Here is a 13,324-nt window from a genome sequence, read left to right on the forward strand (position 1 = left end):
CAAGCTCTCTTAGTGCTAACTCAAAATCCTACTGCTTTAGGCCTCGCTTACTCCAAAAGCCCCCAAATTCCATCAGGCAGCCACAGCTTCCTCACAATCAGGCATACGATGAGCACGGCAGCGCCTAAAATAATATTTTTGGTTACTTTATTCATGGCCGTTCCTCCTTTTTATTTATCGAACCGTTTTTTTCCGTACACCAGCAAGCACAGCGCCCCTGACAGAACCGTCCACATCATCAGGCTAAGAAGATTTCCGCCTATTTCCGAAAGTCCCCCATTTTGATGAAGCTCTAATATGGCCACGACAAATTGCTGCGAGGGAAGCACATTAATGATATTCATTAGGGCAGGCATATCCAAAGTCGGAACAAATATCGGTCCAAAAATAAACAGCAGCAGCAGTGGAAGGCCTACAATCGAAGATTCCGATGCCGTTCGTGCGATGAGGCCTATAATCGTACCCAATGCCATAAAAATAAGCAGCAGCAATACCGCCAATACTGTCAAAAAGAACAGATTCACATCGGGCACACCGGAAATCGCCAAGCAGGCCGCGATGACAATTAGAGCAAACAGCGTCGTTGTCGCGCTTTTCCCCGCAAGCACCTCCAGCTTTGTAGCAGGCGACAGCATGAGGGAGCGCAAGGTGTTCTTCTCCTTCTCTTCGGCAATCATATTCGCCTGAACAAAGGCTCCTGTTATGGAGATGGCAACTAATATAGGAATGGAAAGAAACGTTAGGTCGCTCGGATCATTTTCTTTTTGTTTAAATAAAAGGGCTAGCAGTATGGGCATTCCCGCATTTAATAAAATTTGCGGATTGCGAATCGCATCCTTCCATTCTTTTTTGACCATGGCTCTGAAGCGGCGTATGGAAAACGTCATTCCAGTCCCCTCCCCGTCAATTTCACAAAAATATCCCCCAGCGTAGGCTCATTGGAATGAATGGCTAACAGTTCTTCTCTTCTTATTAAGTCCCGTATGAAGCCCGCTCCGACCTCATCCTGCTGAACAATCTGCTTCCCGAGCGGCGTAGTCACGGTAATGGAACGGTCACCATAGCGAAGGCGCAGAGCCTGCGGCGTGTCGAGAACCGAGATTTCGCCATTATTCAGAAAGGCTACGCGATCGCAAAGCATTTCCGCTTCCTGCATATTGTGGGTTGTCAAAAAAATCGTCGTTCCCCGGCGGTTCATTTCACGCAGCGTTTTCTGAATACGCTCGCTATTCACGGGGTCTAAGGCGGATGTGGGCTCATCAAGAAAAAGAATGTCCGGCTCATGCAAAATCGTTCTAGCCAGCGTCACCCGCTGCTTCATCCCTTTCGAGAGCCGTCCGACCAGCGTATGCTTGTCGCCGATTAAATTAACCGCATCAAGAACGGTTTCAATTCTTCGTTCCGGCACCCCATACAAGCAGCAAAACAAAGCCAGATTGTCATACACGCTAAGACGCTCATAAGTGCCGCTATTATCCGTAAGCACACCTATTCTGCCCAGAAACTCGGAGGGTCGGCTTCGTGCAGGATCGCTCCCCAGCACCTTCACTCGCCCGGAATTATAGAGCAGCTGCGAGGTAAGAATTTTCACCGTTGTCGTTTTGCCCGAGCCGCTGGGACCGAGGAAGCCGAATATTTCCCCCTGCCGGACCTGAAAGCTAATCTTGTTCAGCGCTTGTTTCTTTTTGTACCGTTTTTCGAGGTCATGGACCTCAATAATCGATTCCATCGTGATTACACCTTCCCTTGACATGAGTAGCCGAAAGCTCCATCCCAGCTTAGCGGTGAACAGAGCTGTAAACAGCAAATTTCCCATGAAAAGATCCATTTGCGCGCTGAAAGCAGCCATTCTGGCGGTGAACGGAGCAGAATTACAGCCCTACAATCGTCTTCAGCTCTTCAAACTTCCCCTTGGATAATGGAATTCTGGATTTTTTATCGTCATTTAGGACGAGACTGTAGCTGTTGCGGCTCCATACGATCAATTCGGCAATTTGGTCCAAATTGACAATATAGGAACGGTGGCAGCGATAAAACCGGAACGCCTTGAGCTTCGCCTCCAATTCCGCAAGCGTCCATGAGCAAGCAAAGCTGCCGGCCTGCGTATACAGATGCGTAACGCCCTCGATGCTTTCAATAAAGTGGACTTCGCCGGGATCTAGGAACACGTATTTGTCTTCGGTTTTTACCATAAACTTTGCTAGCCTTGGGGTATGCTGTTGCTCGCGCCTTGCAGCCTCAGGCTCGTCGCCGCCGGGAACAGGCTCAGACTCATTGAATTCCGAGGCGTCCTGAATCGTAATCGGGGCAAGCGAGCTTCCCGTCAGTCCGTAAATACGATTAGATATCGAGAGCGCTTGCTCCAATGTCGAGCACGTAACTAAAATCGCCTTATTTTGACGAAGCAGCTCTGCTATCATCCTTCTTACAATCATACAGCTCTCCAGATCGAGATTTTGCTCAGGGTCCTCCCAAATCAAAAGCTCCGGATTATGCACAATGCTTCTTGCAAAACCGAGCAGCCGCTTCTCGGAATAGCTTAGTTTAGAAATCCGTTCGCTGGCCTTTCCCGCCAATCCGATCTTGCTTAACAGCTCTTCTATCCCCGTTCGTATGCCATGCAGCTCCACCCAAAATAACAAATACTCCCTAACCTTCAAGCGTTCATAAAGTCCTTCGTCCAAACAGCTGAATCCGACCTGTCCAGCTGCTTCGTTGCTGCCCAAAGAAAGCAGCTTCCCGCGATAGGAGATTTTGCAGCCAGAGGATACGCCCTCTCCTCTAACCGACCGAATGAACGTACGACCAATATCGTGATGGCATTGTATAACTACGCATTGCCCCGCCTCCAGCTCAATGACATCTGAGCCAACTCCATTGCTTAAGGCTGTATTCGCAGCTAATTTATTCATATATATAGCGCCTCCTGCCGAGTTGATTTTTCAGGTTACCCATTTGCTTCCTTATCTGCCATTGTACCACCGACGCACGCATCGGAGCAGCAAGCAAAAGTTCAGCAATAGCTTCGGCTAGGGGGAAGCTTCGACAGCGAGCAGCGTTAGCGCTGAGCGGACGAGCAGATGAAATAAAACAGGGCCGGCAGCCACTCGTTAGAGTTGGACTTCCGGCCCTGCTTGTGTTTATGCAAAGTGAGAGGGAGCAATAGGAGCCACTTAGTCCCTTTTTGATTCATGCTTTATTTCCGTAATTTATACCAATGGATGTGGAACATACCGTTCTTCTAAACTTGTGATTTCTTCAGGGTTCCATTTAACCAATAAGGCCGAAACCGCATCCTCGAAATGACTGATTTTAGTCGACCCGATAATCGGGGCTGCATCTTCTTTTTGCAACAGCCATGCAAGACCCACCTGTGCGCGTGAATTCCTCGATTAGCGGCTACCTCCGCAACTCTTTCCACGACTTTGCGATCAGCCTCTTCCGTTTTAGCAAATAACGCATTAGCTATCTGGTCATTCTCTGAGCGCGGGGTCTGCTCATTCCAATCGCGGGTCATTCGGCCTGCAGCCAGAGGCAAGTATGGAGTGACGCCAACGCCCTCGTACCTTACGATCGTGATCTAGGGCCTCTCTCTCACTGCCAAACGAAATCGCTGTCAGAATCACACTCAAATTTTAAAGCGAACAACCAATGTTTGCAGATTTTGGGCCAAATGAGCCAGCTCTTCCGCCGACGAAGCGATTTCTTCAATGGAAGCGACCTGCTCCTCTATTGAAGCTGAAATACTTTCTGTTCCTGCAGCGTTCCGCTCGGACACCTCACTAAAGAACTGAATGGCCTGAACAACCTCGACGGTGCTGGCGGACATTTGTTCCGAAGCGGCAGCAATCCCTTCTACCTGGGAAGTCAGGTCATCAATAGCCGCGTTGATGCTCAAGAAAGCTTCATCTGCTGTGTTACAGCGCTCTGAATTTTAGCAGTACCCGTACGTACTAGCCCGGTCGCTTGCTGGGCAGCCGCGCTCACTTCGCTATCGTCGATAACCCCCACCAGCACCCAGCTTGTTTTTTCATTTGTCGTAATAAATGCATGCTGCTTGCTTCCATCCGTAGACCATAGGCGAGACTTCCTTGCTTTTGCTCGAAAATATCAGGATACGGCGAAGCTGTCGCTTCACTGCCTGCTTTTTCATTGGGATGCACAATAAATTCATTAGATTTATCCAGCACATATACATAGCCCTTCGTCCCGATATTGGTGGAATTCACTAAATCGCTCAACGCCTTGAGCGAGAGGCTGACCGAAACAACACCATGCCCGTCCTTGGAAGTCTGGGCGACCGACACAACCACATTGCCCGTATTGCTGGAAATGTACGGCGAGATAATCGTAGGCTTTCCTTTATTTTCCTAAGCGCTTATGTACCAGGGCCTCTTGCGCGGATCATAATCTGCCGGATTTACCGCACTTTTCGGAACGTTGGCGTATACGCCTTGATCGGTGCCCACCGAAGCCAGTTCCACGTCGTCGTGTTTTTGTTTGTAGGCGTCCAGTACCGCCCGTACGAATGGGTCCTCATTTCCCTGAACAGGACCGATATTGCCGGCTGGCAGCTGATCAGCCAAAAAATCCACATTTTTTTCGGTAGCTCCAATCATCTGATTAATCGTTTCATTAAGCACCGCCAGCTTCCCCGAAGCACTTACAAACATTTCCTCCTGCACCTTGGCGCGGGCAGTATTAACATCAAGCGCCCGCCCCTGTATTTTGAGAGCAGCTTTCCGCGCCAAACAAGCGGGGGATGCTGAAAATTTCGCCCGGCTTGCGGTACGGTTCAGTCCGCTGTTTGCAACGGCAAGTTATTGCTTTATTGCATATAAATTAATTGCTTTCTTTGAGAGTCCCAGCGCCATACTAAATCACCATTTAGTCGCAAACCGCCATACCACTCATTTATTCCCTTCACCTTTATCCAGTCCTTCAATCCCGCGACTACCTCCACCCCAATCTCAGTTAATGCAATTTTGCCATTTTCAAAGGAGGGGGTAGTTTTCTTCCGATAATCAGGAAACGTATGGGATGATCCTAGTATTTTTATCAGTGCATGCGGTTGTTCTGACATACTCCTTAACCGATACCATAATTCCAAATCACCCATGCCTAGTACACTTAAGCGGTTCCCGATCTCTTGCAATAACTTGCATGGGGTATCCACACCTTGCCGAATAAGCTCCAAAATGGTTTGCTCTACGATTCCCAGCCCATTTATTGGGGAAGGCAGGCGTGATAAGTGCAGTTCAAGCGCCGCGTGAGCAAAGGGCAGCACCGATGTGTCTTTATTCAAAATTTCAACATGTGATTCAATATTTGGCGATGTGTACGCCTCCCAGATTATGCTGCCCGTCTCAAGCTCCTTCTCTCCCACCCTTTGCCAAGTACCTGACAATGTTTCCAACTGCTTTGATGTAAGTTGCCCCAATCCCCTAAACAAATTAATACCTGGGTAGTCGCCGATGCACAGCAAATTCAGCTTGGTATGACCTAGGGCCTGATTTGAAAACCAGTGCAATAAATAGCTCAGCATGAGTTGGTCAAACAAATCATGCTCGAACCATAGTACGATCTCATCGTATTTGTGAAAGTTCCGCAGAATCTGTTCTTGCGACTTACAATTTGTCACATAGTCATCTGCTGGAATGCCTAGAGTTCTCTCTAAATATTCCACTCTGGGCGACCTCTGATGGAGCTCCCCCGTTTCTACGAATACCGGACCTACCGGATATACTTCTCTCCAAACCAAGATATCTCCGCGAACGTTTCCCTTCCTTAACTTATCGCTGACGATATCTCCATTTACTATATGGAGCATGGATACTCCTCCTTCGTAAAGATCATTGAACATGGATACAAAGTCGGTAACAAGCAGCGACGTTCTTAGCTTATTACGGGCGTCGAACAACCGTTTTTTTAATGCAGAGGGAGATACTTTAAGGTAACCTGATATTTCTTTTATCGAATATCCATGAAAATAAAATAATTGGACTACCAGTTTTAAATTGCCCGACAAACCCTCGATGGAATGGTGAATCCTCTCCTGCCATTCCTTTCTTTCAATAATGGACTCCACATTCAATTCCTCTGCATCCATTATAATTGTTTCATCCATTGGCATTGTGGCATGTATTTTTCGGCGGAGAATACGCTGGCATTGCCGTTCGACTATAGTCTTGAACCATCCCGGGAATGCATCCGCCTCTTGCAACTTAGTGAGATTGGCGAAAGCCTCCGCGAACGCTTCTTGTACCGCATCCTCCGCATGCCCCCAGTCACCTAGCTTTCCATATGCCACAGAAAATGCCATGCCACTAAAATGCTGCACGATCCGCTCCCAGGCGATTTGGTCGCCAAGCCGGGCTCCCTCGATCCACTCCCGCACCTCTTGCACCTCCGCTGTGTTCAGTTTCTATATACAAAGTGCCAGTATCGTTGCAAAAGGTTACTTGGTTCTATTGATAAGATAGTAGTAACATGCCGCTGCTTGTGGCACGGTTCTCTTCTATATAATTTTAACCTTCATATTCTTTGCATGAAATTTCAATTACTCGGTAATACCCCTTACAAAACACAGTTCTATTAGGCTTGATTAAAATTAATACTGAGTTTATTACATCCGAGGAAGATATAATAAAATTTATCCAACAAATAAACAAATTTCATATAATGCTCTCGAAACCAAGTACTGTGTATGAATGGCGGCCATTCTGCTTCATCCATATACTTATACGGCAAATGTCGAAACCAATGAATCATATCTTTTCCCCTTTCTCGGGCTATTGTATTGAGATAACCTTCCACGCCGTGTTCAACCAAGTTATCTGATAACATTCTGATCTCACATTAACTCGTGAAAGCAATTTTTGTCTACATCCTTGGCAAGGAGTCTTTCACTATGAAAAGCACGAAGCACAAGGTCGGCATGGCTCGAACGAATATTGAAATTCCCCCTCATTTTTCAACCTAGTTTTGGTGCGACCCGAATGCATATTTGACAAAGGATAGAATGCTAGAAGCCCGGGAAGCATGATTAAGCAGCTATGCAGACAAATTGCTCGGAGCCGCCAAAAAATCAGTTGTCAACGTTTAACCCCCATGCGTCAACGACGGCAGCAGCGCAACAGCCTCCGAGCCAGCGGCGACCGTTGCTCCCACGGAAACAGCAGATGCAGCAGCAGGCGATGGCGAGACCGTTACGTTCAAAGCTGCCAACGGGGATATCGAAGTCTCGCGCAATCCGTAACGCATCGTGGACGGAACTGCGTTTTATACAGGCTACTTCCTCGCTCTCGGTGTCACGCCGGTCGGCGTTCAGTAAGAAGTTCTAGCCAGCCCTTATTTGAAAGATGAGCTTGCTGGCGCGCAAAGCCTGGGCGACACGCCGATGCCCGAGAACGTGCTTGCTCTGCATCCCGACCTGATCGTCGTGTTCAGCGGTACGGAAGGCATCGACGAGCTGCAAAAAATCGCTCCGGTCGTTGCCATCGACTACGGCGCCAAGACGTATAAGGATCAGCTGATCGAATTCGGCCAGTTGACGAACAAGGAAGCCGAAGCCCAAGCTTGGATCGAGCAGTGGGAAGCCCAAATTAACGAGTTGAAGCCTAAGGTACAGGAAGAAGGAAGTCATCGACAGCGGCACGGGCTGGGCATCCATTTCGCTGGAGACGCTCCCGCAATTCGCCGGCGATATCATCTTCACTTCACCCTGGTCCGGCGATACAGCCGATCCGAAGCTCGTGTATGAGAACGCGGTGTGGCTGGGCCTTCCTGCCGTCAAAGCGGGTAACGTATTCCAGCTTGATTCCAAGGCGGACACGTTCAACGATCCCATCACCATGCAATCCCAGCTGCAATATATCGCGGATAGCTTGATCTCATCGAAGTAGACGAATAAGGGGCGTTCCAGAAGTCAACAGCGACTTCGGAACGCCCCTTCTTATTGCGCTGGTGTAGACTTTCGCGCCCCAAAGCACAACGCTAAGAAGTACATCTCCTCATAATCAATGTACTCCTTGCACCGTACTATGCTTTTTTTCAAGTTTTCTCCTCATCCCCCATTCCGCAGCCACCGGATTCCCCTTATCTGAACTCCCATCGCTTCAGCGAAAAATCTCCTTTCATCGTATTTTTCCGACCTATGCTAGGTATGAATAGAAACTGACAAAAAAGGATCCCCACCTTATAATTGTTCAATATATCCTATAGCGGAACTGACCAGGAGGACGGCATGCAATTTGAACCAGTGTATGATGATGGGGAACTATTTCTACCAAAGATTGAATTAAATTTGACATCGAACCAATCGATTGGCATTATAACGGACTTGAAGCGAAAGCAGCTTTTAATGAATCAATTAGTGAATCATTCCCACTATTATTTATTTCGAGCTCAGCAAAACGAGTATATGCGTTTAACGGTGGAAGAGCTAATCACTTTTCTAATCAAAATAACCGAGAAGAATGAGCGTGTCGCTTCGTTAATGGATTATTTTGCTTTAAAAGAAGAACGGAAGGTAAAAATCAAGGATCTAAGCTCATCGAAAAGGATGTATGTGACATTGCTGCGTGTCTATTTTGCGCATCAGCCTACACTTGTACTGGAGGAGCCCTATTTTTACTTGGAAGAACAAGATCGTCGTCAGTTTAAACGGATTTTGGATGACCTTTCGAAGGAAAAGCAAATTTTAATTTTAACTTCGAATTTAGAGGATGCCCTCATTTCCTGTGATGTCATTTATCGATTGAACGAGCTCGGTTTTCATTCATTGGATATTCGGGACTCAGACGAGGATAAACAGGAAGTGCAGGAACAAGATCGGGCCAATATAACGTTGCAGAAGATTTATACGAAAAGAAAGGACAAAGTGATTTTATTTAATCCGCCTGAAATCGATTTTATAGAAAGTGTAGATGGTTCGATTCTTGTTCATGTGGATGGAGAAAACTATGACTGTGCTTTGACGCTAACCGAGCTTGAGCAGAGATTATTAAATTTCGGATTTTTCAGGTGTCATCGATCCTATATCGTTAATCTGCAAAAAGTAAGAGAGATTATTACATGGACGAAGAATAGCTACAGCTTGCGATTAAATACAGGTAAAGATGCCGTAGTTCCATTATCCCGTTCAAAATTGCAGGAATTAAAAGCACTTCTTAACCTTTAATTCCGAGGGACATGTGGAACCAATCAAGCATTTGCTGGTACCATTCAGGCGATAAAAGCTACATTTCGGCGGGTTTTGATGGCTGGAAGCGTGCAATCTTTATATATTTAAGCCATCAACTCTAAGGAAGTGGTATTAATGGATGTTATCCAAGTCGAACATATTCGAAAGAGCTTTGGAAATAAGGATGCATTAGCAGATGTGTCTTTTTCAATTGCGTCAGGAGAAATTTTTGGGTTTCTAGGTCCGAGTGGTTCAGGAAAAACGACATTAATAAAAATTTTAACTGCGCAATTAAATTCGACAAGTGGACAGGCAAGTGTATTTAACAAGCCAGCAGAGATGATGAATCAGTCTGCACAGAAGATGCGCTTTGGCATTTTGACGGATAATAGCGGTCTATATGAGAGATTATCAATTGAGGAAAATCTGGAGCTGTATCGTAAGTTATATGATCTTCCTAGATCTTCGATCGATAAGGTGCTGCAATTTGTAAACTTAAGCGGAGAGCGCAAAAAGAAAGTCAATCTCTTATCGAAAGGGATGCGTCAGCGTGTCCTGTTGGCAATCGCGATTATCCATGAGCCGGAATTATTATTTTTGGATGAACCTACTTCGGCTTTAGATCCGGTAAACTCCGCACATATTTATAAAGGGTTGCGCCGCTTAAATGAGAATGGGACAACGATTTTTTTAACGACGCATAATATGGCCGAGGCAGAATTGCTATGCAACCGTGTAGCGATTTTGTATAAAGGACAAATCCAAACCATCGGCTCGCCCAAGGAGCTTAAAAAACAGCATCGTGAAAACGTCGTTTGTGTGGAGTTAATCAATAGGCAAGCCTATGAGCTCCCGATTAATAATGGAACGGCTGATCAAATATCCGACTGGATGAAACGAGGGTTAATTGATCGATTAGAAACGAAAGAGCCTAGTCTAGGGGACATTTTTATTAAAATGACAGGAAGTGAGCTGCTATGAGTATCTCATTGAAACGTGCGCAAGCGATATTTGTGAAGGATTACAAAGAGTTTTCACGCAATTATGCCCTCTCCATTATGTTGATTTTCCCAATTATCCTCGCACTTCTTCTTCGAGCTGCTGGCGCCGCCTCGTCTTTGCCTGGATCTTTCGCTACAGTTCTTAATCTTTCGTTTGTGTTCCTAACATGTTTCGTACAAGCATGCTTGATTGCGGAAGAAAAGGAGCGTAACACTTTACGATCATTAATGATGACTCCGGCCACGACCATGGATGTTTTAATCGGTAAAAGCACTTTAGTCTTGGTCATGTCTGTTGTTGTTCTGGTTATTGCTACGTACCTATTTGGCTATGAACCAGCTAGTATATGGGCGTTTGTGGCAGCAATCCTTCTTTCGATTATTTTATACACAGCAGTCGGGACGATATGTGGTCTATTCTCCAAGACGTTGCTTGATGCGTCATTATCTATAATTCCTGTGACGATCGTATTCTCTGGAGCACCATGGGGAGCATTTATTGTGGATGAGTATCCAGTCTTCAAAGTGCTGGATTACATGCCCAGTAGCCAGCTTGTTCATTTGCTAGGTTTACCCCCTACAGACTTTACGACGGGAGAGTTATTAAAACCCCTCCTTATTATTTTGGCATGGACGGTTGTATTAACGATTGTATCGGTTGTTTTGTATCAACGACGGTTAAAGGATGAGTAGGGAAAAATGACAAAAGAACGGCCACACGGTCTTATGGATTCGTCGATGCCGTTAGCCACTATAATCGTGTATTTCTACCGAGGAGGGATCAAATTCCGATGAATTTAGCCGTCAAGTTGATGCGAGAATTCAAAGACCGCGATACCCGGCATAAGCTGAAAGGCTATCGGGACAAAGCGGAGCTCATCAGGAAACGGAATTTGGGAGCTTGGGACGATCAGCGGCTGCAAGCGGAGTCTCTCCGGCTGAAAAAGGAAGCTGCATCGGGTACGCCTTTGGACGGGCTGCTTGTCGATGCCTATGCGCTAGTCTGCGAGGCAGCGAAGAGAACGCTCGGATTGCAGCCCTACGATGTCCAGATCATGGCTGCCATCGCTCTGCACGAGGGATTTTTGATCGAGCAGCATACCGGTGAAGGAAAAACGCTCTCTGCTGTTATGCCTGCTTATCTACATGCTCTAACCGGTGAAGGCGTTCATGTGCTGACTTTCAACAATTATTTGGCAAATCGGGATGCGGATTGGATGGGGCCGATCTATCGTTTCCTCGGGTTAACGGTAAGCGCGGTTCAAGCGGGCATGAGCTTGCCCGAGAAACGGGAAGCGTACGCCGCCGATATAACCTATGTTACGGCCAAAGAGGCGGGATTCGATTATTTGCGCGACACGATTGCTTTAGACGAAGCCGATACCGTGCATCGTCCCTTCCACTACGTCATCGTCGACGAAGCGGATTCACTGCTTCTTGACGAGGCGCGGGTGCCGCTAGTCATCGCTGGCGAGCCGGGCTCTTCCGACAACAACGGCATTCTTTTTGCAGAAGTAGCTAGGCAGCTCGCGCAAGATGAGGATTACGATTTCGACGAGTTCCAGCGGAACGTTTACTTGAATGAAGCAGGCTCTGCGAAAGCAGAGTCGCTGCTCGGATGCGGTAATTTGTACGATAGCCATAATAGTCATTTGTTAATGTCGTTAAATAATGCGCTGCATGCGGAATTGTTATTGAAAAAAGACGTCGATTACATCGTCCGGGACGGTAAAATCGAGCTGATCGACGAATATACCGGCCGCGTGGCGGAGAACAGGCATTTGCCGGACGGGCTGCAAGCCGCGCTTTCGGCCAAAGAAGGGCTGCAGGCGAAAGCCGGCGGGATCATTCTCGGTACGATCACCCTTCAACATTTCCTTAGCCTATATCCAAAAATTTGCGGAATGACGGCTACCGCGCAAGCTTCCGCGGTGGAATTCGAAGTTATTTATGAGCTTCAGGTCGTGCATATTCCGCCGAACCGGCCAAACATACGGATCGATCATCCACACCGGATTTATACCCATAAAGAAGCTAAATTTAAGGCGCTTGTACAAGAAATCTCGTCCGTCCATAGGGCAGGGCGTCCGATTCTCATTGGTACGTCAAGCGTCGGGGAGTCTGAAATGCTGGCGGAAGCGCTAGCAGTTGCCGGCGTACCTTGCCATGTTCTGAATGCGAAAAACGACGCAAAAGAAGCCGAGCTCATCGCCAAAGCGGGAGAGATCGGCGCCGTGACGGTGTCCACGAATATGGCGGGACGCGGCGTCGACATTCGGCTCGGCGGCGGCAGCCCCACGCAAGCAGAAGCTGTCGCCAAGCTGGGCGGGTTGTACGTGATTGGTACGCATATGCACCAAAGCGTCCGGATCGACAACCAGCTGCGCGGGCGATCCGGACGCCAAGGGGATCCGGGAGCTTCTGTATTTTTCGTAAGCTTGGAAGACGAGTTGCTGCTTAGGTTCGGCATCGATAAAGCGATACGGGGTCTTAGGCAGGATGAGACTCTCGAAGAGTCGGTGCTCCATAGCAAAATTGACCATATTCAGCGTGTAATTATGGGTCAAAACTTCCATATCCGTCAGGAGCTGAACGGTTATTCGGATATGGTGGAGGATCAGAGGCGTATGCTATACGAGGAGCGGCTCGGAATTTTGAAAGGCGAGACACCGATGAGCCCTTCGGAGCAGCGGGTACGGCTTTATTTTATCGACAAGCTCTGGGCTGACCATCTGGCATATGTTTCTTACATTCGCGAAGGCATCCATTTAACGAGCCTTGTTAACCATAATCCGCTCGACGAATTTCATGCGCAAATCATCCAAGCCTACGAGCAAATTCCGGCTAAAATAAATAGAGAGTCGGCGAATATGCTCGCAAAGCTCGGAAGTTCGAATGATCCGGCGATGTGGGAAAAATTCGGACTGAAAAGCCCTGCTTCCACTTGGACTTATATCATCACCGATCAATACAAGCAATACTTGCAGAATCCCGGTACATGGACCCCGGAGACAATAATTGCTTACTGGATGCGCAAGATTTTGAGGCAGGTATTCGGGTGGTCAAAATTTTGATGCAGCGTAGCTTTTTCGAGGAATAAGAGATAATTAAAGCAACCAAATAAAGCCGGTATAGCTCC

At 47.3% G+C, this 13,324-nt stretch carries 14 protein-coding genes; 6 read left to right on the forward strand and 8 right to left on the reverse strand.

Annotated elements, in window-relative coordinates; translation table 11 throughout:
• Positions 1-170 precede the first annotated feature (170 nt).
• From AC50X8_RS05390 to AC50X8_RS05425, 8 genes are all read right to left on the reverse strand, one after another.
• Positions 171-887 carry an ABC transporter permease gene (locus AC50X8_RS05390; RefSeq protein WP_494878997.1) on the reverse strand — a complete coding sequence of 239 codons (717 nt, stop codon included), beginning with the start codon at positions 885-887 and terminating at the stop codon, positions 171-173.
• Positions 884-1,729: an ABC transporter ATP-binding protein gene (locus tag AC50X8_RS05395; RefSeq protein ID WP_494879071.1), complete on the reverse strand. Its 846-nt coding sequence runs from the start codon at positions 1,727-1,729 to the stop codon at positions 884-886. The genes AC50X8_RS05390 and AC50X8_RS05395 overlap by 4 nt, the downstream gene beginning before the upstream one ends.
• A 142-nt stretch (positions 1,730-1,871) precedes the next feature.
• Positions 1,872-2,912, reverse strand: a complete 1,041-nt coding sequence (locus tag AC50X8_RS05400) for a LytTR family transcriptional regulator DNA-binding domain-containing protein (RefSeq protein WP_494865271.1) — start codon at positions 2,910-2,912, stop codon at positions 1,872-1,874.
• A gap of 716 nt (positions 2,913-3,628) precedes the next feature.
• Entirely contained in the window at positions 3,629-3,898 is a 270-nt protein-coding gene (locus AC50X8_RS05405; RefSeq protein ID WP_056031636.1) for a hypothetical protein, read from the reverse strand.
• A gap of 85 nt (positions 3,899-3,983) precedes the next feature.
• Positions 3,984-4,307, reverse strand: a complete 324-nt coding sequence (locus tag AC50X8_RS05410; RefSeq protein WP_494878998.1) for a Cache 3/Cache 2 fusion domain-containing protein — start codon at positions 4,305-4,307, stop codon at positions 3,984-3,986.
• Positions 4,308-4,370: 63 nt separating this feature from the next.
• On the reverse strand, positions 4,371-4,685 hold the full coding sequence (locus AC50X8_RS05415; protein ID WP_494878999.1) for a hypothetical protein: 315 nt from the start codon (positions 4,683-4,685) through the stop codon (positions 4,371-4,373).
• 143 nt (positions 4,686-4,828) lie between these two features.
• Positions 4,829-6,397 (reverse strand): sigma-70 family RNA polymerase sigma factor, encoded by a 1,569-nt coding sequence (locus AC50X8_RS05420; protein WP_494879000.1) that lies wholly within the window; start codon positions 6,395-6,397, stop codon positions 4,829-4,831.
• A 704-nt stretch (positions 6,398-7,101) separates the two neighbouring features.
• A complete protein-coding gene (locus tag AC50X8_RS05425; RefSeq protein WP_155972869.1) occupies positions 7,102-7,263 on the reverse strand; it encodes a hypothetical protein in 162 nt (53 codons plus the stop codon).
• A gap of 91 nt (positions 7,264-7,354) precedes the next feature.
• Between AC50X8_RS05425 and AC50X8_RS05430 the strand changes: the two genes are divergently transcribed.
• From AC50X8_RS05430 to AC50X8_RS05455, 6 genes are all read left to right on the forward strand, one after another.
• Positions 7,355-7,762, forward strand: coding sequence for an ABC transporter substrate-binding protein (locus AC50X8_RS05430; RefSeq protein ID WP_494879001.1), 408 nt, complete (start codon positions 7,355-7,357; stop codon positions 7,760-7,762).
• Positions 7,710-7,904 carry a hypothetical protein gene (locus AC50X8_RS05435; protein WP_494879072.1) on the forward strand — a complete coding sequence of 65 codons (195 nt, stop codon included), beginning with the start codon at positions 7,710-7,712 and terminating at the stop codon, positions 7,902-7,904. Before AC50X8_RS05430 ends, AC50X8_RS05435 begins: the two co-directional genes overlap by 53 nt.
• A 341-nt stretch (positions 7,905-8,245) precedes the next feature.
• Positions 8,246-9,181, forward strand: a complete 936-nt coding sequence (locus tag AC50X8_RS05440; RefSeq protein WP_494879002.1) for a LytTR family DNA-binding domain-containing protein — start codon at positions 8,246-8,248, stop codon at positions 9,179-9,181.
• 138 nt (positions 9,182-9,319) lie between these two features.
• A complete protein-coding gene (locus AC50X8_RS05445) occupies positions 9,320-10,165 on the forward strand; it encodes an ABC transporter ATP-binding protein (RefSeq protein ID WP_056031654.1) in 846 nt (281 codons plus the stop codon).
• A gap of 8 nt (positions 10,166-10,173) precedes the next feature.
• Positions 10,174-10,878 (forward strand): ABC transporter permease, encoded by a 705-nt coding sequence (locus AC50X8_RS05450; protein WP_494879003.1) that lies wholly within the window; start codon positions 10,174-10,176, stop codon positions 10,876-10,878.
• Positions 10,879-10,976: 98 nt separating this feature from the next.
• Positions 10,977-13,259 (forward strand): preprotein translocase subunit SecA, encoded by a 2,283-nt coding sequence (locus tag AC50X8_RS05455; protein WP_494879004.1) that lies wholly within the window; start codon positions 10,977-10,979, stop codon positions 13,257-13,259.
• Positions 13,260-13,324: the final 65 nt, after the last annotated feature.

It is taken from the genome of Paenibacillus sp. JT22N15, from assembly GCF_059383755.1.

What these genes read in the sequence shown, in the direction of transcription:
- AC50X8_RS05440 (WP_494879002.1), top strand. Translation starts at nt 8,246, where the DNA reads ATGCAATTTGAACCAGTGTATGATGATGGGGAACTATTTCTACCAAAG.
- AC50X8_RS05425 (WP_155972869.1), bottom strand. Translation starts at nt 7,263, where the DNA reads ATGCGTTACGGATTGCGCGAGACTTCGATATCCCCGTTGGCAGCTTTG.
- AC50X8_RS05445 (WP_056031654.1), top strand. Translation starts at nt 9,320, where the DNA reads ATGGATGTTATCCAAGTCGAACATATTCGAAAGAGCTTTGGAAATAAG.
- AC50X8_RS05390 (WP_494878997.1), bottom strand. Translation starts at nt 887, where the DNA reads ATGACGTTTTCCATACGCCGCTTCAGAGCCATGGTCAAAAAAGAATGG.
- AC50X8_RS05395 (WP_494879071.1), bottom strand. Translation starts at nt 1,729, where the DNA reads ATGGAATCGATTATTGAGGTCCATGACCTCGAAAAACGGTACAAAAAG.
- AC50X8_RS05455 (WP_494879004.1), top strand. Translation starts at nt 10,977, where the DNA reads ATGAATTTAGCCGTCAAGTTGATGCGAGAATTCAAAGACCGCGATACC.
- AC50X8_RS05400 (WP_494865271.1), bottom strand. Translation starts at nt 2,912, where the DNA reads ATGAATAAATTAGCTGCGAATACAGCCTTAAGCAATGGAGTTGGCTCA.